We start from the raw sequence: 19494 nt of genomic DNA, 5'->3' as shown, positions 1-19494 counted from the left end.
GCCTGACCGGGGACGACGCCTTCGGCGACCGGGTGGAGCTCACGGTCGTCACCGGCCCGGACGGCGCCTGGGAGGTCGGCGGGCTCCTGCCAGGGGTGTACGACCTGCACGTGCCGGGGGCCCTGCTCCGCGCGGGAGGGGCCGCCGACGACGCCGACGGCTTCGTGGCCGGCGAGCCGGACGGCGATCGGGTCACCGGGATCGTGCTGCCCGGAATCGGGTCCACGGCCACCGGCTACCTCGCCGGCCTGATTCCGACGACGCAGGGCACCACGCCTGACCCCGGGACGTCTCCGGCGGCGGCGCCCGTCCCGGGGAACGACGACGGCGGCGGGCTCGCGCTCACCGGGCCCCTGGTCGGGCTCCTCGTCACGCTCACGATCGCCACCCTCGGCGCCGGGGCCGTCGTGTCCGTCCGCCGACGCTCAGTGGGCGGACCACCCGACAGGGCGGGCGAGTGAGGCACGACATCGACCGCGGAGGTCGCCGTGGGCATCTTGGGACTGATCAACGTCGCGATGGCGGTCGGGTTTCTCGTCTTCGTCGTCGGCGTGATCTGGTGGCGATGGGGCGGGCGGCCCCGCGAGGACCGACGGCCCCGGCGGGTGCTGCGGGTCATCCTGACCATCTCGGGTTCCCTCATCGTGCCCGCCGTGGGGGCCTACATCCGGTTCCTGACCCAGCTGCGGAACTTCACGTTCTGACCGCGACGTCCCGCACCATCGAGCAGGGAGGACCACCATGGACTGGGTTGTCCTGATCCACTGGGCGTTCGCCACCGCGGTGCTCGTCTTCATCGGCGGCCTGATCTGGTGGCGCCGAAGCAGGAAGCGAGGTGAGGGCACGATCCGCCGCAGGGTGCGGAGGACCCTCCTGACGGTCTCGGGGGCGGTGATCGCGCTGTACCTCGGATACTGCGCGTACCTGATGATCGGCCTGTCTTACGACTACATGCGGTGAGCCGTCTCGTCACTCACCTCTGCCCGGGCACGCGTTCCGCGCCGGGCCCACCGCCGCAGGCGATACCGCCGAGCGAGGAGGTACTGGTGTGGACTGGCTCGTGGTGAACGGCGCCCTCGCCGCCGCGCTGCTCGCCTTCGCCGGCGGCCTGATCTGGTCCTGGCATGGCAAGAAGCCGCGCGAGCGTCAGCGGCCCCGCCGGGCCCTGCGGATCGTCCTGACGTTCTCCGGGGCCGCGATCGTCGCGGTCGTGGCGTTCTACGTCTGGGTCGTGATCCAGCTGCGGAACTTCACGTTCTGACCGCCCTCGCGCTCACCCCTCGCCCGCGCCCGGCACCTCGCCCTTCACGTCGTCGTACCCGTGCGCGTTCGGCAGCTCGCCGGGCGCGTACACCAGCCGCACCACCCCGGTCGGGAACACGTCCGACGCCAGCAGCCGCAGCGGGTAGATCGGCGACCCCTCGTCGAACAGCCGCTCGCCGTGCCGGGCGGCGACCGGGTGCACGAGCAGCCGCAGCTCGTCGAGCAGGCCGGCGGCGAGCAGCTGCCGCACCACGGACAGCGAGCCGGGCACGACGACCTTGCCGACGCCGGGCTGCGCCTTGAGCGCGGTCACGGCCTCGACCAGGTCGCCCTCGACCCGCTCCGCGTTACGCCAGCCGAGGTCCGCGGCGCCGCGGGTGGCGACGAGCTTGCGGACGTCGCCGAGCTGCCTCGCGAACGTGGCGTCCTCCTCGCCGGCGGCCTCGCGGTCGGGCCAGGCGCCCGCGAAGCTGTCGTAGGTGACCCGCCCGAGCAGCAGGACGTCGGCGCCCGCGTAGTCCTCGGTGACCGCGGCGCCCATGTGCTCGTCGAAGTACGGGAAGTGCCACGCCGGGTCGATCTCGGCCACGCCGTCGAGCGAGATGAACAGGGTGGAGACGATCGTCGCCATCGCGGGTCCTCCTTCGGGCGGGCGCGGAGCGCCGCACGGGTGGCTGGTCCCTCATGAGACCCCACCCGCGCGGCGCGTGCCTAGACCCTCGTCACCGGCTCGGTGTGTACGCGCCCGCCGCCAGGTCCTCGAGCAACGTCGGGCCGGTGGGCCGCCAACCGAGCCGCTCGCGGGTGAGCGCGCTGGACGCGGGCAGGTCGAGCGCGAAGAACCCGCCGATCCAGCCGAAGTGCGCTGCCGCCTCCTCGGTCGCGACCGACGCGGCCGGGACCCCGAGCGCGCGCCCGATCGCCTCGGCGATGTCGCGTGCGGGCACGCCCTCCTCGCCGACGGCGTGCACCACCGGCACGTCGCCCTGCGCCGCCGCCCGCGCCAGCGCGAGGGCGACCAGGCGCCCGGCGTCCGACCGGTGCACCGCGGGCCACCGGTTCGAGCCGTCGCCGACGTACCCCGCGACCCCGCGCTCACGCGCGACCCGGACCAGCTCGGCGACGAACCCGTGGTCCCCGGAGCCGTGCACCGTGGGCGCGAACCGGAGCGCGACGGGGCGCACGCCCCGCTCCGCGAGCGCGAGGGCGTAGGTCTCGCTCGCGCCGCGCGGAGCGTCCGGAGTGGCGTAGGGCGACGCGAGGTCCTCGGTCAGCAGCCGGCCGGGGGCGACGCCGGCGATGCCCGACGCGAGCAGCAGCGGCCGGTCGGTGCCGGCGAGCACGTCGCCGAGCGCCTCGACGGCGGCGCGCTCGGTGCGGCCGGACCCGGCCATGTCGCCGAAGTCGTGCTTGAACGCGAGGTGCAGCACGGCGTCGGCGTCCTCGGCGCCCGCCCGCAGCGCCCCGAGGTCGTCGAGGTCGCCGCGGCGGACCTCGACGCCGGCGGCGGTCAGCGAGGCGGCGGACGCCTCGGAGCGGGCGAGGCCGACGACGTCGTGCCCCGCGGCGAGCAGCTCGGGCACGGCGGCCGAGCCGATCCAGCCGGATGCACCGGTGACGAACACACGCATGGGAGTCCTCCAGGGACGAGCACCCGGGCGGACCCGGGGCGACTGTGATGTCAGTCGCTGTCATCACGGTACGCCCGATGTCAGCGGCTGTCATCACTAGACTGACGGGATGGGACGCTGGGAGCCGGACGCGCGGGGCCGGATGGCGCGCGCGGCGCTGGAGCTCTACGCCGAGCGTGGCTACGAGCAGACGACCGTCCAGGACATCGCCGAGCGGGCCGGCGTCACCGAGCGCACCTACTTCCGGTACTTCGCGGACAAGCGCGAGGTGCTGTTCGACGGCGCGCACACCCTCGAGCGCCTGGCCGTCGCCGGAGTCGTCGGCGCGCCGCCCGGCGCGGGCCCGCTCGAGGCCGCCGGCGCGGGCGTCGTCCGGGGCTGCGACGCCCTCGCCGACCGGATCGAGCACGCCCGCACCCGCGCGGGGGTCGTCGCGGCCAACCCGGGCCTCCAGGAGCGCGAGCTGCTCAAGATGGCGGCGCTCGGCGCCGCGCTGGCCGGGGCGCTGCGCGGCCGCGGCGTGCCCGCGCCGGCCGCCGCGCTCGCCGCGGAGGCCGCGGTCGCCGCGTTCCGGGTCGGCTTCGAGTCGTGGGTCGCGAGCGACGGCGGACGCGGCCTCGACGACCACGTGCGGGCCGCGCTGGCGGACCTCCGCACGCTCGCGTCCGGCTGACGCGTCCACGGGGCGGACGCGCCCGGACGGCGCCGCGACCCCCTCACCAGCGGGGGCGCGCGGCGGTCCCCGGGCGCCCCTTGACACGTCACGCGGGGCTGCCCACACTCGTCGGCATGTCCGCCGTCCTGCACGCCCACGCGACCCCGCTCCGCGCGGGGTCCGTCGCCGTGCCGACGGTGCGGTGCAGCTGTCGAATGTGTCGCTGACGTCCCAGCGGTCCCCCGCCCGCGCCTGAGGCGCGCCCCGGCCGGACCCCGCGTCACCCCGCAGCAGCCGCCCTCCGCGCAGCCCCGGTCCGTCCCGGCGCGCGAGCGCACCCGCACCGCAACGCCGGACCCCAGGAGCCTGAAGTGCCGCAGCACACCCGCGTCGACGTCCTCCCCGTCCAGGAGGTCGTCGCGACCGCCTCCCCCAGTGCCTGGCGCGACGGCCTCGTCGTCGCGCAGGGCGACGCCCAGGTGACCGTCGCCCTGCTCGACGGCGACCTGCGCGTGCTCACGACGCGCGCCACGCCGCAGCCCGGCGAGCCGGTGGCGGTGCACCCGGTCGCCGGGCTGCTGGCGCTGGGCGGCGTCTGGTACGCCGCGCGCCCGTCCGTCTAGCGGTCCGGACCCGGCCGGTCAGGCCGTCGAGGCCATGGCCGAGCGGCAGGCGTCGACCATCGCCCGGCAGGCCTGCGCGCAGATCCGGCAGTGCTCGGACATCGACGCGTGCCTCTCGCACTCCGCCGCGCACGCCTCGCCCACGGCGACGCAGGCCTGCATCATCGCCGACATCGTGGACATGTCGTAGCCCGCGGGCCGCATCATCATCCGCATCGTCGTGGTCGCGACGTCCGCCGTGCTCGCGCACAGGGACGCACATCGGGCCATGTTCTCCCCGGCGTCCGCGTCGGCACACATGGTCGCCGCCATCGCCGCGGCCGAGCAGGCCTCGATGCACGGCTGCATCGCGGTCATGTCCATCCCCGTCGTGCCCGCCGGCATCGACTTCATCATGTCCGTCATCATGCTCATGGCTCGTCCACCCCTCGTGCGATCGGCTGGTGCTCCGGCACCGCACGACGCTACGCCGCAGGGTCTCGGGGCCACCAGGGGCCGGCGCACGCTGCCAGACTGCGGCGCATGATCCGCTACCCCCGCCCGCTGGTCCCCGGCGACGTCGTCGGCGTGGCCTCCCCGTCGGCGGGGGTCACCGCCCCGCACGCCCGGCGGCTCGACGTCGCCGTCCGGCACCTCGCCGACCACGGGCTCGACGTCCGCCTCGGGCCGCTCGTCCGCGGTGCGGGGGTGGCCAGCGGTCCCGCGGACGCCCGCGCCGCCGAGCTGACCGGGATGATGACGGACCCCGCCGTGCGGGCGGTCGTGCCGCCGTGGGGCGGGGAGATCGCGCTCGACCTCCTCGACCGCCTCGACTGGGACGCCCTCGCAGCGGACCCGACGTGGTTCGTCGGCTACTCCGACATCTCGACCCTGCTGCTGCCCCTGACGCTCCGCACCGGCGTCGCGACGCTGCACGGGCAGAACCTCATGGAGACGCCGTTCCGGGTGCCGGCGCCGATGCTGCCGTGGCTCGACGTCGTGCAGGCCGAGCCCGGCGCCACGCTCGTGCAGGGCGCCGCGACGAGGTACCGGTCGGCCGGGTTCACCGACTTCGCGGTCGACCCCGAGGCCACGGAGGAGCCGCTCGACGCCGCCGGCGGGTGGGTGCGGCTCGACGGGGACGACGCCGTGCACGCCGAGGGGCGCCTGGTCGGCGGGTGCCTGGAGACGGTGTCGCACCTGGCCGGGACGCCGTACGGCGACGTGGCGACGTTCGCCGCCGCGCACGCCCCGGAGGGCACGATCGTCTACCTGGAGGCCGCGGCGGCGGACGCGGCCGACGTCGCCCGTCGGCTGCTCGGCCTCCGCTACGCCGGGTTCTTCGCCGGCGCGAACGCCGTGCTCCTCGGGCGGACCCGCGGCGCGGACGTGCCGGGGCTGACGCAGCACGACGCCGCCCGGCACGCGCTGGCCGGCCTCGGGGTCCCGGTGCTGGCCGACGTCGACTGCGGGCACGTCCCGCCGCACCTGGCGCTGGTGAACGGGGCGCTCGCCACGGTCGAGCACGGCGACGGGGGGTCGGTGCTCACGCAGGTGCTGCGCTGAGCGCGCCGTCGCCGTCGCCGCCGCGCCGCACGCCCGCCGCCGCGCCGCACGCCCGCCGCCGCGCCGCGCGCCCGCCGCCGCACCGCGCGCGTGCACCCGGACGCGCGCCTACCGTGGCGCGATGAGCCTCGCCGCGTCCGCCACCGACCGCCTCATCCGGGTCTACCAGCGCCGGATCTCGCCGCGGAAGGGCTACTCCTGCGCGCACCGGGTCGCGCACGGCGGGACGTCCTGCTCGGAGGCGATCCGGCGGACCGTCGTCGCGCGGGGTGTGCTGCGCGGCCTCCGGCCGACCGCCGCCCGGTTCGTCGCGTGCTACCAGGCCGCGGGGATGCTGGCGCAGTCGGACGTGCGCGGGGTGTGCTGCTGCGGCGGCATCCCGATCCCGTTCCGGTTCTGACCGCCGACGTCAGGCGCCGGCGGCGCCGGCCAGGACCTCCCGCGCGTGGGCCAGGTCCGGCGCGACGGCCTCCGCCTGCGCCGCGCTGAGCCGCAGCGCCTCCGCCTCGGCCAGCGTGGTCCCCGCGTCCCCGGCCCGCCCGAGCCGCACCAGCAGCTCGGCGCGGTACGCGAGCGCCCGGACCCGCTCGTCGGCCGGCGCGTCCGGGTGCCGAGTCAGCCCGGCGTCGAGCGCGACCAGCGCCTGCGCGTCGTCGCCGCGCGCGTCGCCCTGCCGGGCCGCGACCTCGACGGCGCGCGCGAGGCCGGTCGCGGCGGGCTCCTCGGTGCCCACGTCGGCCTCGCGGTAGAACCGGAGCCAGTTCCCGCCGACGTCCACCACGGAGAAGCCGGTGGTGGTGCCCTGCTTGCGCCGCGGCCGCAGCAGTCGCGGGACGCCCGCCGTCGGCAGCCGGCCGAGGTGGGCGCGCAGGCCGGCGGCGAACTGCTGGTAGAGCGCCTCCGCGTCCGGCACGACGACGATCACGCTGGCGTACGACGCCGCGGGGTCGAAGCCGTCGATGCCCGAGAGGTGGATGTGGATGTCCTCGAGCCGCACGACGGCTGTCGGATAGGGCCGTCGCTGGCGGTACGTCGGACGGAAGCCGAGCGCCTCGTAGAAGGCGACGGCCGCGTCGACGTCGGGGCAGGGCAGGATCGCGTACGTCCGTTCGCCGGCCATCCGGCCAGCATCCCGGGCGGCGCGCTCCCGTGGCAAGGCGAGCCCGGCCGGCGCTACTCGTCCGCGGGCTCGTTCTTGCTGCGGATCACCAGCAGCGGGTCGGGCCGCCCGACGACGTCCAGGTCCTTGCCCTCGTAGTCGAACTGGTTGAGGAAGAACCGCATCGCGTTGATCCGCGCCCGCTTCTTGTCGTTGGACCGGATGATCGTCCACCGGGCGTGCCGCTTGTCGGTGCGCCGGAACATCTCCTCCTTCGCCTGGGTGTACTCCTCCCAGCGGTCCAGCGACGCGAGGTCCATCGGCGACAGCTTCCACCGGCGGACCGGGTCGAGCTGGCGGATCGCGAACCGGGTGCGCTGCTCCTTCCGGGACACCGAGAACCAGAGCTTGGTGACGTGGATGCCGGAGTCGACGAGCATCTTCTCGAAGACCGGCGCCTGCCCCATGAACGCCTGGTACTCCTCCTCGGTGCAGAAGCCCATCACGCGCTCGACGCCCGCGCGGTTGTACCAGGACCGGTCGAACATGACGATCTCGCCGGCGGTCGGCAGGTGCTGCACGTAGCGCTGGAAGTACCACTGGCCGCGCTCGCGGTCGCTCGGCTTGGACAGCGCCACCACCCGGGACGTCCGCGGGTTCAGGTGCTCGGTGAACCGCTTGATCGTGCCGCCCTTGCCCGCCGCGTCCCGGCCCTCGAACAGCACGATCGCCCGCTTGTCGTTGTCCTCCAGCCAGTACTGGAACTTCAGCAGCTCGACCTGGAGGCGGTACTTCTCGAGCTCGTAGGCGTCGCGGTCCATCAGGTCGGGGTACGGGTACCCCTCCTGCCAGGTGTAGACCGGGTTGCCCTGCGGGTCGATCAGGTCCGGGTCCGGCGTGTGCCCGTCCCGGACCGTGTAGCCGCTGTCCCGGAGGAATTCGATGTACTCGCGCAGGTCGCGAGGCGGGTTCACGACGCTCATGCGACCACTCTCGGGTCCGCCGGGCCGCCGCGCCAGTGCGCGGCGGGGTCAGGACTCGATGCCGGTGGCGCCGTGCGGGGCGCCCACGGGCTTCGACTCCGGGGACCCGCGCTCGCGCAGGTAGATCGCCAGCACGACCATCGACAGCACGGCGAGGAACTCGGACTGCCAGTTCTGCAGGGTCCGGCTCCAGAAGTCCGGCTCGCGCAGGTACTCCGGCCACGTCACCGGGTCCTGGAGGTCGCGCATCTGCTCCTCGGAGTACGCCACCGCGCCGGTCAGCGACTGCACGAACCAGGACAGCAGGAAGATCGAGCCCATCACCAGGGTCAGCGAGTGCGAGTACACGGACATCCGCCAGCCCCGGACGCGCGCCCACGGCGGGGACTGCGGGCCGGCGTGCTCGCCGACGGCCTGCTCCTCGTCGGTCTCCCGCCCCGCCTTGTCGAGCGGCTTCGACTCGGGGGACCCCCGCTGCACGAACCAGACGGTCGCGGCGATGTAGAGCAGGAACTGCAGGAACTCGGACTGCCAGTTCTCGCTGAGGTCGACGGCGAACGCCGACGACGTGACGTACTCGCCGAGCGTCACGGGCTCGAGCCCGGCGGCCACCTGCTCGCGGTTGAACAGGGCCACGCCGCTGACCGCCTGCCCGGCCACCGCCGCGAGGAAGATGCCGAGGAAGAACAGGCTCAGCCCGTTCTCCCGGACCCACCGGGGCGCCCTCACCGCCGCACCACCGCGAGCACGACGCACAGCAGCAGCACGAGGTACGTGCCGCCGAGCACGACCGCGAACAGCACCCGCTGGGACCTCATGCCGCCACCTCGCAGTCGTAGGGGCGGTCCGGGCGCGCGTCGCAGCCCGCGCCGGTCACCACCCACCCGGTGCCCGACCGCGCGAGGAACACGGTGTCGCCGCCGAGCCGCACCTGCGCCTGGCGGCCGGCCACCCGGACCTCCCCGGGTCGGGCGTCCGCGGCGCGCTCCGCGAGGTCGTCGGCGACCGGCCCCTCGGACAGGGCACGGGCGCACGGGGCCTCCTCGTCCTCGGCGACGCGCTGCGCCACCGACTCGGCGAGCAGCGCGCAGGCGGCGTCCCCGTCGCCGGCGGCCACCGCCGCGGAGAAGGCGACGGCGACCTCCCGGGCCGCTCGGGCCGCGCCGCCGGAGCCGCACGCCGCCAGCAGCGCGACCACCAGGGCCGCGCCCACCGGGATGCGCCACCGCCTCATCCGGGCATCGTGGCAGGGCTCGCCCCCGGTCGCGCGGCGAACCGGCTCGGGAGCCCTCAGACCTCCAGGACGAAGGTGTTGAGCGAGTCGGCCGGCAGCACGGGCGAGACGACCTGGTCCCCGACGAGCACCGAGACCGGCATCTCCTCGGCGGTGTCGTTCTGCATGACCACGACGAGCGAGCCGTCGGGGTTGCGGAACGCGACCTGGTTCTCGTAACCGGCGTAGCTCAGCGTCGGCACCAGGCGGGCACCAGGGCGCACGAAGTGGCTGACGTGCTTGAGCACGTGGTACTCGTGCGTGTACTCGAACGTGCGGGCCTCGGGGTCGACCACGACGAGGGAGTTCTGCGACCAGCCCCAGCGGCTGACGCCGCCGCGCTCCAGCGACAGGTTCCAGTACTGGTAGGCGTTCGCGCCGTTGTTCAGGAAGTCGCGCATCAGGCGCCACGCGTAGCGGGCGTACCGCCAGTCGTTCTCGCCGTCGCCGCACTCCTGCTCGGTCTGGTAGAGCCGCAGCTCGGGATGCTCCTTCGTCAGGAACGGCACGATCGACTTGCCGTGCCACTGCACGCCGATGCCGGCGACCGCCGCGGCGGCCTCCGGGTCCGCCAGCACCTCGTCGACCAGGGCCTCGTTCGGCCGCTCGAGCGTGCCGAGGAACACCTCGACGCCGCGCTCGCGCATCTCGGGACCGAGGTGCCGGAGGAACGCCGCGAGGCCGGCCGGGGTCCAGGTGCAGCTCGGGTACGGCTGGGCGGAGTTGAACTCGTTCTGCGGCATGACCATGCCGATCTCGATGCCGAGCTCGCGGTACGCGTCGACGAACTTGCCGAAGTACGCCGCGTAGGTCGCGAGGTGCCGCTCGTCCTGGGTGAAGGAGTCGGTGCCCTCGGCCTGCACCTGGTCGGGACGCAGGCCGTTCTCGACGCCGTTGATCCACGGCTGCACCGACGCGTAGTGGCCGTTGGTCTTCATCCACTGCGGCGGCACCCACGGCGAGGCCCACAGCTTCAGCGACCCCTGGTGCGCCAGCGCGGCCCGGATGTAGGGGACGAGCGTCTCGTGGTCGTTCGCGATGCTGAAGTGCTCGAGGTCGAAGTCCCCCGGCACGTCGTCGTAGGAGTAGTAGTCGCGGGCGAAGTCGTTCGCGCCGATCGGCATGCGCCCGATGGTGAAGTTGCCGCCGACGCCGGGTGCGTACATCTCGCGGAAGATCTCGGCCCGCTGGTCGTCGGTCAGGTGGGCCAGCGAGGTCCAGCCGAGCTCGTTGAACGTGGCGCCGAAGCCCTCGATCTCCTGCCGCTCGTCGTCCAGCTGCACGAACACGTCGGGGATCCGCTCGACCGCGGCGGGCTCGACGGCGCCGAGGTCCGTCCAGCGCTCGTGCTCGGTGGTGCTGGTCCAGCTCGCGATGCGCATCGCACACTCCACTTCGTCGTCCACGGGGACCACGGTGGCCCCGGGTCGCGGCAGGGGCGCGCGCCGGTGCGGGCACTACCTACCGCATGCTAGGTAGTGCGAGGCTACCCCGTCTTCCCGACCGCGTGGGAGGTATTGGCGCGTTCCGGCGCTACGGCGCGACCAACGCCTCCGGCAGGGCTCCACGCCCGCCGGCCGCGCCGCGCTCCGGATCCGGTACGCCCGTCGGCTCGCCGGCTGGATCCTCTCGCCCGGTGCAGCTGGCGGCGGGGCGGCAGAGGTGCGAGCGCGGGCCGTCGTCGCCTACGTCGGTGGGCTGACCCTCGCGAACCTGGCGGGCGGCGGGTCGGGGATCGAGGCGCCGCGCGTGGATGCCGGTCGGGTGGCCGTCGCGCTCGGATGCGAGCCGCAGGCCGCCAACACCGCGCTGCGTCGGGCGGTCGCGGAGGGCTGGCTCACCCGCGTCGGCGGCGAGCGCCCCGGGGTGGCTGGGACCTTCCGGCTCCCGCAGCTGCGCGGTGCCGCAGTCACCGTGGCGGACGACCGCAGCGACCTGATCGACGCACTGGCCGGTGCCGGCGAGCATCCGACCGCGTCCGTCATCCTCAGCGTGGGGCACGCCGCCTGGGGCTACAGCTCCCTGGGCCACCGGGCGTGGGCCGTGGCCCTCGCCGATGCGACCGAGGTGGACCCCGCGACGGTGCTGGGCGTGCCGGCCCGCGCCGCGGCCACGCTGCGCCGCGATCTGATCCGGGCCGGAGTGCCCGCGGGCGGCCCCTCGTTCGCCGAGGCGCTGGACCGGATTGCCTCAACCGCGGACAGCGACGGTGGCTGGTCGAGTCCTGCGACCCGCCAGGTAGAGGCCGAGCAGCGCCGAACGGCGCGGGCCGCCGAGCGGACCGCCGAGGTGGCCCGCCACCGCTCCGAGCAGGCCGGCGCCCGCGAGGCGGCTCGAGCGGAGCGGACTGCGGACCGCGCGAGAGACCGGGCGACCCAGCGGACCACGGTGCGGGCCGGACCGGCGGTCCGCCCGAACCGGACTGCACAGCGGACCGTCGCTCTACCTGGGTGGTGGGCCGCCGGCCCGGACATGGACCGGCTGCAGACCGAACTGGCCCAGGTCCGGCCGGACCTGATCGTCGTCGGGGTCCGGGACGGCTGCGCGATCGTCGAGGCGGCGACTGCCGCCTGAGGCCTGTCGATGGCCCGGCGGCTCGTGTCCGGACGCCCATAGCCTCGTCGCCTAGCGGGCCTGCTGCGCCGGTCCGCCGGCGGACCGGCTTGTCACGACGCGCGGGTGTCACTGAGCCCGAGAATGGCAGCCGTCCGCGCACTGCGGGTCCGCGATCAAGCGGAAGCCGAACTTCCATGCGGTCCTCGGGAACTTTCTCTGCCCTATCGGGATGCACGCCCGGTACTCGTCCGACCCCACCTGATGGTCCGCCTGCGTGTGGTTCTCTGGGTTGGGCCGGCTCGAACGTTGTGCTCCCTGGACTCGTTCATGACGCCGATCCGGAGGAGATGCGTGCGACGGCCACCGCACGGCTAGCAGGGCGGGAATGACTTGGATGGACTGCGAGATCAGGGCAGCGCCTTCTCGGCGCGCCGCTCGCGAGCTGATCGCAGCACCCCTTCGGGTGAAGCCGGAACGAACCACGCACCCCTCCCTACTGGCGTGGCTAGCGTCCCAAGGACGGGGGGATCGGCGATCGCTCGAGTCACGTCCCCAGAGCGCAGCAACAGGGGGCTAGTGATGGCAGGCGTACGAACAGGACTCACCGCCGGTCTGGGAGCGGGGGCGCTGCTCGTCCCGTTCGTTCTTCTTTCGGGCGCGGGACCGGCTGCCGCTGCGTCGGCGATGGTGACGGACTGCGAGTTCTGGCCGCAGGAGACGTTTCACCGCAACCAGCCGGTGTGCGTGACCGGCGACCTGGACTACGTCCCCCCGGGCCACATCGTGCCCACTGCGGACATCTATGTCACCGCGAACACAACCTGGTCCGAAGGCGACCGCGCTGTCGATGTCACGGGGTCGGTGAACCGGTTCCAGTCGTTCGGGACCTTCTACGACCAGTACGCCTGGCTGCCGACTCTGGAAGCCGGCCGCTATGACATCCTGATCGACAACGACCTGAACGGGACGTGGGACCCCGCCCGCGACATCCTGCTTGGTGTCGGGAACGACTACGCATTCTCGGTCACGGGAACAGACCTGGCCGGCTACGACTTCGACTCCGCGTCGGTGAAGGCAGAAGCCCAGGCCCAGGTCGGCGGCTGGTCGCAGCTGTCGAACTTCGGCCGCTACGCCGGTGGCGTTCAGGGCGGAGCCGCCGCCGCGGACGCCGGACGGTTCGCTAGCTCTGCCGGGTGGAGCGTGCCGCTCACGGGACTGGTCGCGGGCGGCGGTACGGCAGGCTTGTCCTTCACCGACTTCACCGTCCCGACGAGCTACAACGACGGGGTGCTCTACGTCGGCGGACTGGTCATCAACTCGCTCGCCGGAACGCAGGCGCAGCACTACCAGAATCTGGCCGACGACCCCGCGGACCCGGCCTACGGACGGGCCGTCGGACTCGACATCGACGCGGTGCAGACCGACCTCGCGGACCGACTCGCCGACCTGGGCCTCTCCAGCAGCTACCCGTTCGCGCCGGCGAGCGACGACCCGTCGCACCTCCAGCAGGTCCGGATCGCCACGCTCCAGGCCGAGCAGGCCGCCACGTTGCAGGCCGTCATCGACTCCCACGAGCGTCTCCTGGGAGCCCGGGACGCCGACGATGTGCGCTGGACGGTCAGCCATGCCGCCTCTCTGGAGCAGTACACGAGCAAGCTCGTGGCTGACCAGCAGGAACTCCTGGTTCTGCTGCAGGCCGAGCGCGACGCCCTGGCGACTCAGCCCGGCGCCGACGACCCGATCGACGCGGCGGCCCTCACCGGCCTGCAGAACCGCCTCGCGTCCACCGGCCTCACCCCTCAGGAGATCGCCGACTACGAGGCGATCGGGTTTACGCCCGCCGACGCCCAGGTCGTGGTCGACCGGATCCTGGCCTTCGACCCTGCCGCCACGAACCTGTCCGCTCTCGACACCTACGACGCGGTCCTGGCCGCCTCGAGCGACCTGCTGACCACGTTCCAGGCCGCCGCCGACGAGGCAGCCGCGCTGAACGCCGAACTGATCGCGCAGGTGCAGGCCGTCGCCATGCCGACCCTGTCCTTGACCGGTCCCGGCACCACCCTGACCGCCGGCGCCCCGACCACCCTGACCGCGACGAGCGGCAGCGGTACGGGTGCCCTGACCATCCGCTGGGACCTCGACCTGGATGGCGACTTCGATGACGCCACCGGCACCACGGCCTCCTTCACCCCGGACCGGGCGAGCGACCAGCTCGTCGGAGCACGCGTGACGGACTCGCGTGGGTTGAGCACGACCCGCTACGTGCGGGTCGTCTCCGACCAGGCCAGCGCCCCCGCCGTGATCGCGACCTCGAGTCCTGCGACCGGTCGGGTCACCGTCACTGGCGGGGCCAATCAGGTGTTCTCCGTCGTTGCCACCGACCCCGAGAACGCGCCGGTGACCTTCCAGTGGTACCTCGACGACACGCCTGTGGGCACGGGTCCGACGTACACCCACACGACCGCGGCCGGCGAACGCTCCATCCACGCGGTCCGGGTCGTCGTCTCTGACGGCGACGAGACCCACACCCATCCCAGCGCCACCTGGTCCCTGACCACCCTCCCGTGACCCGACCCCGACAATCCGCGACGACGCCCAGCCCGGCACGCAGCTACCTGTGGTGGCCGCTGCTGGTCAGCGCAGCCTGGCTGGGCGCCGTCGCGGTCGGCATGTCGTGGCCGGCCGTCTTGCTCATGCTGCCGTGCGTCCTCACCGCCGCCTTCGTCGGACTGCGGGGCCCGTTCCGGCGCAGCCCGCTCCCGCAGGCGCTCCGGATGGCCACGGCCCTCGTCCCGATGATCGTCGTCACCGCACAGAACCCCTGGTACGACCGATTCGGGCTCAACCAAGGCCAGCCAGGGGTGATCACACCCGCGGAGTTCTGGTCGCACGTCGCCCGAGCTGAGATCGTCGCGCTCGTCCTCGTTGAACTCACCCTCTTCACCCTCGCTGCGCGTGTCGACGAGCGCAGCCGATGAACCCTTCGCCGCCGTGATGAGTTCCTTAGTCCGCGCCGTTGCCCGTGGCGCCGGACGTCACGGCACCTAGATGCAACACGCACCGGAGGTCCTGGTCACTGATGGGCACTTCCCCGGGGATCGGGTGATCGGACCTGGCGATCGGGTGGACGGCTGCCGATCCGGCCCAGTGGGTAGACCGGCGCTGCCAGGATGCAGGACATGCCCAGCACTTCCCCCCGTCGGGGCGTTCTCGTCGCGCTCGTCGCCAGCACCCTTCTCGCCGCTGGGTGATGGCCGGTGCGGCGGATACGGCGCCGGGGCAGCTGGGCGACGGGGGCGAGCTCGTCGATGGCGGTCACGGTCATGGGTCCTCCTCGTGGACTGGTGCGGGCGGTCAGTGGGTCCTCAAGCGCGGAGCGCGGCCAGGAGCTGGGAGTGGTCGTCCCGGGCCTTCTCGGCGGCCGCCAGGTTCTCGAGGGCAGATCGGTGCGACGGCGATCACGGACGCGACGACCGCATGGCTAGACCGAGCGATCAAGGCCAGGGCCGCGACGGCGCCGGGCGCCGCGCGCACGATGCGCTCTCTCCTCCGCATGGCGTTCCAGATGGCAGTCCGGTACGGAGTGCTCGACCGCAACCCCGTGGACGACACCGCGGCTGTGCCCCGTCCGAAGCGAGACGTCAAGGTGATCGCGGACGACCAGGTCACGCGGCTGCTCCGGCACCTCGACACCATCCCCGCCGACGACGTGCTTGCCGCTCAGGCGGGGTACATCGCAGCGACGCTACTCGCGACGGGGGCGCGCATCGGCGAGGTCTTGGCTCTGCGCCGCACCCTCGACGTCGACCTGCAGGGCAGTCCGCCGACGCTGACCGTCGCCGGCACCGTGGTCAAGGCTGCAAGCGACGGCCCGAAGACCATTCGCCAGCCCTGGCCGAAGGGGTCCCGCAGCTGGCGGACGATCCCGCTGCCTGACTGGGGCGCCCAGGCGGTGCACCACGCGCTCGCTCTCCCGCTTCCTGCCGGCCCGATGGATCTACTGTTTCCCGGGGTCGACGGGGCGGTGGCTCGCCCCGCCACGATCCGGAACCGGATCAAGGTGCACTTCGCCGCCGCCGGCGTCGCCGCGGACCACACGCCGCACAGCGTGCGGCGCACCGTCGGCACTGCGGTGGCCAGGTCTCGCGGCGTCGCTGCTGCGGCCGACGTCCTCGGTAACGACCCGTTGACCGCCAACAGGCACTACATCGCGGTCGTGCAGCACGTCGTCGAAGATGTCCGCGACGTCCTGACGTGGAACGAGGGTGGCGCGGAGTCCGTCTAGGGGCAGCCGGGGACCCCAGTGAATGGGGCCTGGCGGCCCGACCCTGCCGCCGCCGGGCCTCCTCCGCGATGCTGGGATCCGGCGTGCGGGCCAGCGAGGACGACGCAGTTCGATGTGACTTCGATGTGACACAAGAGCCCCTGACCGGCGTTCGCGCTGGTCAGGGGCTCTTGTGTCTTGCTGGCGGTAGCGGTGGGATTTGAACCCACGGTGGACTTTCACCCACACACGCTTTCGAGGCGTGCTCCTTAGGCCGCTCGGACACGCTACCTCGGGCCAGAACAGTACCGGATGCGAGGCGGAACTCCCGCATCGGGAGTCGTACCGTGGTGCACGTGACACCCCCGCGCCTGCCGATCCCCCTCCACGACGCCGTCCGGCCGAACCCGGGGACCGTCGACGACGCGGTCCGGCTGCTCCGCGGCAGCCGCCTCACCGTGCTCACCGGGGCGGGCCTGTCGACCGACTCCGGCATCCCCGACTACCGGTCGCCGGACTCCCCGCCACGGAACCCGATGACGTACCAGCAGTTCGTCGGCGACGAGGGCTTCCGCCGGCACTACTGGGCGCGCAACCACGTCGGCTGGCGGTACGTGCACCGCACGCACCCGAACGCCGGGCACCGCGCGCTGGCGTCGATGGAGGCGCACGGCGTGGTGCTGGGCGTCATCACGCAGAACGTCGACCTGCTGCACGAGCAGGCGGGCTCCCGCCGCGTGATCGACCTGCACGGCCGGTACGACCGGGTGATCTGCCTGCGGTGCCACCGGACCGTGACGCGCGCCGAGCTCGCCGAGCGGCTGGAGGCGGCCAACCCCGGCTTCGCCGAGTCGGTCGGCGCGGTCGGCGACGTGGAGATCGCGCCCGACGCCGACGCCGTCATCGAGCAGACGTCGCACTTCCGGGTCGTCGACTGCTGGCAGCCCGACCCCGAGGGCGGCGACGGCCCGTGCGGCGGGATGCTGAAGCCGGACATCGTCTACTTCGGCGAGACGGTGCCCGGACCCCGGGTCGCCGAGGCGTACGCGCTCGTGGACGAGGCGGACGCGCTGCTGGTCGCCGGGTCGTCGCTGACCGTGCAGTCGGGCCTCCGGTTCGTCCGGCACGCCGCCGAGGCGGGCAAGCCGGTCGTCATCCTCAACCGCGGCGCGACCCGCGGGGACCCGCTGGCGACGCTGACCCTGGACGCGGGGGCGTCGGAGACGCTGACGGAGCTGGCCGACCGGCTCTGAGGGCGTCTGCGCCGGTGCGGTGGACGCCCGCTCCGCCGCGGCCGCCGCCGGCACGGCGGCGGGAGGAGCCGTCCCGGGGAGGCGAGCGACCCCGGACCGTGCCACGCTCCGGGCATATCGCCCGTGCGGGGAAGTCGCGGGCAGCGCCGGAGCCTTGCGGCGGCCGGACCCGACACCTATAGTCGCGGCATGTGGCATCGTTGCCACATCGTCGGGCAGCGGAGCTGGGCAGGCCTCCTCACCGGCGCCCATGGTCGACTGGAGGCCTCGATGACGCAGCTGAGAGCCGACGCCGCTCCGGCCGTCGCACGCACGTCACGCCCCGCGCGCTGGCGCCGCAAGAAGAAGGCGCCGTACAACAAGCGCGAGGCGCTGACGGGCTACCTGTTCATCACCCCGTGGATCATCGGGTTCCTGGTCTTCACGGCCGGCGCGATGATCTACAGCCTGGTGATCTCGTTCAGCCACTACAACCTGGCGACGAACACGACCCGCCCCGCGGGCTTCGACAACTACGCGCAGCTGTTCTCGGACCCGCGCGTGGCGACGTCGCTGTCCAACACGCTGTTCTACGCGGTGCTCGCCGTGCCGCTGATGATCGTCGTGGCGCTGGCTCTGGCGTCGCTCCTGAACCAGGCGGGACGCGGGGCCGGCGTCTTCCGGACGATCTACTACCTGCCGAAGATGACGCCCGCCGTCGCCACCGCGGCCGTGTTCTTCCTCCTGCTCAACGGGAACACGGGCGCGGTCAACCAGTTCCTGCGCTTCTTCGGGATCGAGGGCCCGCAGTGGCTGGTCGACCCGGCGTGGATCAAGCCGTCGATCGTGCTCATGGCGCTGTGGGGGGTGAGCGGCACGATGGTGATCTTCCTGGCGGCGCTGAAGAACGTGCCGCGCGAGCTGCACGAGGTCGCCGAGCTCGACGGGGCCGGTGTCTGGCAGCGGTTCCGGAACATCACCCTTCCGATGATCTCCAGCGCCATCTTCTTCAACGTGATCGTGCTGTCGATCGCCGCGTTCCAGGTCTTCGACGAGGCGTACCTGCTGTTCTGGCGCGACCAGTCGAACGCCTCGCCCGAGGCCTCGCTGTTCTACGCGATCTACCTGTTCCAGCAGGCGTTCCGGCAGTTCAACTTCGGGTTCGCCGCCGCGATGGCGTGGCTGCTGTTCGTCATCATCATGATCATCACGGCCATCCAGATGAAGTTCGGCAACCGGTTCGTCTACTACGAGGGGGACAAGGACTGATGGCCAGCACCGGCACCACCAGCACGCCCGTCCGCCAGGTCCCCGGGCTGCCCGAGGACGTCACCGGCCAGGGCGGCGACAACCCGATCGACCCGAACCGCCCGCCGATCGCTCAGCGTCGCTCCGGCGGCCGCGCGGGACGCCGCATCCGGCGCGGCGGCCTGCTCGCGCTGCTGGTCGTGATGTCGTTCGTGTTCCTGTACCCGTTCGCCTGGCTGCTCGCCGCGAGCCTCAAGGGCCGGGGCCAGGTGTTCGACAACTCGCTGTGGCCCAGCGAGTTCCACTGGGACAACTACGTCAAGGTGTTCGACGAGCTGCCGCTCGGCAGCTGGATGTTCAACAGCATCGGCATCGCGGTGCTCGCGGCGGTCTCCGTCGCGGTGTCGTCGTCGCTCGTGGCGTGGGGCTTCGCCCACTTCCGGTTCCCGCTGCGCGGCCCGCTGTTCGGGCTGGTGCTCGCGACGATGATGCTGCCCGGCGCCGTGACGATGATCCCGATCTACCTGATCTGGAAGGAGCTGGGGTTCCTCGGCACCTGGGTCCCGCTGTTCGGCGCCAACCTGTTCGGGTCGGCGTTCTACATCTTCCTGCAGCGGCAGTTCTACCTCGGCCTGCCGCGGGAGCTGTTCGAGGCCGCCCGCATCGACGGGGCGAACCAGTGGAAGACGTACTGGCGGATCGCGTTCCCGCTGTCGCTGCCGTCGTTCATCATCGTGCTGCTGTTCGAGTTCCAGGCGTCCTGGAACAACCTGCAGGCGGCGCTCATCTACCTGAACGCCGGCAGCCCGGAGGACTTCACGGCGCCCCTCGGCATCGCCTACGCGATGACGAAGTACTCCCCGACGGCCGGCGGCCAGGGCGACTACCAGTACGTGATGGTGGCCTCCCTGCTCGTGACGCTGCCGATGCTCGCGCTGTTCGCGTTCGGGCAGCGGTACTTCATCGAGGGCGTGGCGACGCAGGGCCGCAAGGGCTGAACCCGCGCCGCGCCGCCCGCGCCACGCACACGCCACGCCGAGGTAGGACCTCCGCGCCGAGGTAGGACCGTCGACGGTCCTACCTCGGCGGGCGGGTCCTATCTCGGCGCTCGGGAAGAGCGAG

22 protein-coding genes and 1 tRNA gene are annotated in these 19494 nt (G+C 72.9%); 14 read left to right on the top strand and 9 right to left on the bottom strand.

Annotated features, from left to right (window positions below):
- Positions 1 to 488 precede the first annotated feature (488 nt).
- From FS882_RS12860 to FS882_RS12850, 3 genes are all read left to right on the top strand, one after another.
- The gene (locus FS882_RS12860) at positions 489 to 704 is read left to right on the top strand and encodes a hypothetical protein (protein ID WP_158373441.1); all 216 of its coding nucleotides are present in this window, start codon (positions 489 to 491) and stop codon (positions 702 to 704) included.
- A 37-nt stretch (positions 705 to 741) separates the two neighbouring features.
- Positions 742 to 960: a hypothetical protein gene (locus FS882_RS12855; RefSeq protein WP_158373440.1), complete on the top strand. Its 219-nt coding sequence runs from the start codon at positions 742 to 744 to the stop codon at positions 958 to 960.
- 88 nt (positions 961 to 1048) lie between these two features.
- Positions 1049 to 1261 carry a hypothetical protein gene (locus FS882_RS12850; RefSeq protein ID WP_158373439.1) on the top strand — a complete coding sequence of 71 codons (213 nt, stop codon included), beginning with the start codon at positions 1049 to 1051 and terminating at the stop codon, positions 1259 to 1261.
- Positions 1262 to 1273: 12 nt separating this feature from the next.
- On the opposite strand, the gene FS882_RS12845 is transcribed toward FS882_RS12850, so the two are convergent.
- On the bottom strand, positions 1274 to 1894 hold the full coding sequence (locus FS882_RS12845) for a dihydrofolate reductase family protein (RefSeq protein ID WP_158373438.1): 621 nt from the start codon (positions 1892 to 1894) through the stop codon (positions 1274 to 1276).
- A gap of 91 nt (positions 1895 to 1985) precedes the next feature.
- Positions 1986 to 2894 (bottom strand): SDR family oxidoreductase, encoded by a 909-nt coding sequence (locus tag FS882_RS12840; protein WP_158373437.1) that lies wholly within the window; start codon positions 2892 to 2894, stop codon positions 1986 to 1988.
- A 109-nt stretch (positions 2895 to 3003) separates the two neighbouring features.
- On the opposite strand from FS882_RS12840, the gene FS882_RS12835 reads away from it, so the two are divergent.
- Together FS882_RS12835 and FS882_RS12830 are read left to right on the top strand one after the other, a co-directional pair.
- Positions 3004 to 3567 (top strand): TetR/AcrR family transcriptional regulator, encoded by a 564-nt coding sequence (locus FS882_RS12835; RefSeq protein ID WP_158373436.1) that lies wholly within the window; start codon positions 3004 to 3006, stop codon positions 3565 to 3567.
- 353 nt (positions 3568 to 3920) lie between these two features.
- On the top strand, positions 3921 to 4172 hold the full coding sequence (locus FS882_RS12830; RefSeq protein WP_158373435.1) for a nuclease: 252 nt from the start codon (positions 3921 to 3923) through the stop codon (positions 4170 to 4172).
- Between the two features lie 18 nt (positions 4173 to 4190).
- Here the strand turns inward: FS882_RS12830 and FS882_RS12825 are convergent, their stop codons facing one another.
- Positions 4191 to 4586, bottom strand: a complete 396-nt coding sequence (locus FS882_RS12825) for an aldehyde dehydrogenase (RefSeq protein ID WP_158373434.1) — start codon at positions 4584 to 4586, stop codon at positions 4191 to 4193.
- A gap of 108 nt (positions 4587 to 4694) precedes the next feature.
- Between FS882_RS12825 and FS882_RS12820 the strand changes: the two genes are divergently transcribed.
- Together FS882_RS12820 and yidD are read left to right on the top strand one after the other, a co-directional pair.
- Positions 4695 to 5717, top strand: coding sequence for an LD-carboxypeptidase (locus FS882_RS12820; protein WP_158373433.1), 1023 nt, complete (start codon positions 4695 to 4697; stop codon positions 5715 to 5717).
- 121 nt (positions 5718 to 5838) lie between these two features.
- The gene (gene yidD, locus FS882_RS12815) at positions 5839 to 6117 is read left to right on the top strand and encodes a membrane protein insertion efficiency factor YidD (protein WP_158373432.1); all 279 of its coding nucleotides are present in this window, start codon (positions 5839 to 5841) and stop codon (positions 6115 to 6117) included.
- Between the two features lie 9 nt (positions 6118 to 6126).
- Here yidD and FS882_RS12810 read toward each other — a convergent pair whose 3' ends face one another.
- The 5 genes from FS882_RS12810 to FS882_RS12790 form a co-directional block, all read right to left on the bottom strand.
- Positions 6127 to 6837, bottom strand: coding sequence for a hypothetical protein (locus FS882_RS12810; RefSeq protein ID WP_158373431.1), 711 nt, complete (start codon positions 6835 to 6837; stop codon positions 6127 to 6129).
- A 53-nt stretch (positions 6838 to 6890) separates the two neighbouring features.
- Complete coding sequence (gene ppk2, locus FS882_RS12805; RefSeq protein WP_158373430.1) at positions 6891 to 7799, bottom strand: polyphosphate kinase 2; 909 nt, start codon at positions 7797 to 7799, stop codon at positions 6891 to 6893.
- Positions 7800 to 7847: 48 nt separating this feature from the next.
- The gene (locus tag FS882_RS12800) at positions 7848 to 8528 is read right to left on the bottom strand and encodes a DUF6766 family protein (RefSeq protein ID WP_158373429.1); all 681 of its coding nucleotides are present in this window, start codon (positions 8526 to 8528) and stop codon (positions 7848 to 7850) included.
- A gap of 85 nt (positions 8529 to 8613) precedes the next feature.
- Entirely contained in the window at positions 8614 to 9033 is a 420-nt protein-coding gene (locus tag FS882_RS12795; RefSeq protein WP_158373428.1) for a hypothetical protein, read from the bottom strand.
- A gap of 56 nt (positions 9034 to 9089) precedes the next feature.
- A complete protein-coding gene (locus FS882_RS12790) occupies positions 9090 to 10454 on the bottom strand; it encodes a glycoside hydrolase family 30 protein (RefSeq protein WP_158373427.1) in 1365 nt (454 codons plus the stop codon).
- A gap of 280 nt (positions 10455 to 10734) precedes the next feature.
- On the opposite strand from FS882_RS12790, the gene FS882_RS12785 reads away from it, so the two are divergent.
- The 4 genes from FS882_RS12785 to xerC all read left to right on the top strand — a co-directional run bounded on the left by FS882_RS12785 (position 10735) and on the right by xerC (position 15913).
- The gene (locus FS882_RS12785) at positions 10735 to 11646 is read left to right on the top strand and encodes a histone H1/H5 family protein (RefSeq protein WP_158373426.1); all 912 of its coding nucleotides are present in this window, start codon (positions 10735 to 10737) and stop codon (positions 11644 to 11646) included.
- Positions 11647 to 12207: 561 nt separating this feature from the next.
- Positions 12208 to 14196 carry a hypothetical protein gene (locus tag FS882_RS12780; protein ID WP_158373425.1) on the top strand — a complete coding sequence of 663 codons (1989 nt, stop codon included), beginning with the start codon at positions 12208 to 12210 and terminating at the stop codon, positions 14194 to 14196.
- On the top strand, positions 14193 to 14606 hold the full coding sequence (locus tag FS882_RS12775; protein WP_187365286.1) for a hypothetical protein: 414 nt from the start codon (positions 14193 to 14195) through the stop codon (positions 14604 to 14606). Before FS882_RS12780 ends, FS882_RS12775 begins: the two co-directional genes overlap by 4 nt.
- A 575-nt stretch (positions 14607 to 15181) precedes the next feature.
- A complete protein-coding gene (gene xerC / locus FS882_RS12770) occupies positions 15182 to 15913 on the top strand; it encodes a tyrosine recombinase XerC (protein WP_187365285.1) in 732 nt (243 codons plus the stop codon).
- Between the two features lie 181 nt (positions 15914 to 16094).
- Here the strand turns inward: xerC and FS882_RS12765 are convergent.
- Positions 16095 to 16184: transfer RNA gene (locus FS882_RS12765), tRNA-Ser, on the bottom strand.
- A 64-nt stretch (positions 16185 to 16248) separates the two neighbouring features.
- Between FS882_RS12765 and FS882_RS12760 the strand changes: the two genes are divergently transcribed.
- From FS882_RS12760 to FS882_RS12750, 3 genes are all read left to right on the top strand, one after another.
- The gene (locus tag FS882_RS12760; protein ID WP_262348278.1) at positions 16249 to 17145 is read left to right on the top strand and encodes a Sir2 family NAD-dependent protein deacetylase; all 897 of its coding nucleotides are present in this window, start codon (positions 16249 to 16251) and stop codon (positions 17143 to 17145) included.
- 270 nt (positions 17146 to 17415) lie between these two features.
- On the top strand, positions 17416 to 18393 hold the full coding sequence (locus FS882_RS12755; RefSeq protein WP_158373422.1) for a carbohydrate ABC transporter permease: 978 nt from the start codon (positions 17416 to 17418) through the stop codon (positions 18391 to 18393).
- Positions 18393 to 19370 carry a carbohydrate ABC transporter permease gene (locus tag FS882_RS12750; protein ID WP_158373421.1) on the top strand — a complete coding sequence of 326 codons (978 nt, stop codon included), beginning with the start codon at positions 18393 to 18395 and terminating at the stop codon, positions 19368 to 19370. Before FS882_RS12755 ends, FS882_RS12750 begins: the two co-directional genes overlap by 1 nt.
- The last annotated feature ends 124 nt before the right edge of the window (positions 19371 to 19494 follow it).

This window comes from Cellulosimicrobium cellulans (genome assembly GCF_007679345.1).
GTDB lineage: Bacteria > Actinomycetota > Actinomycetes > Actinomycetales > Cellulomonadaceae > Cellulomonas > Cellulomonas cellulans_A.
The sequence above is the reverse complement of the archived record's forward strand: the minus strand, read 5'-3'. Positions and strand labels throughout refer to the sequence as shown.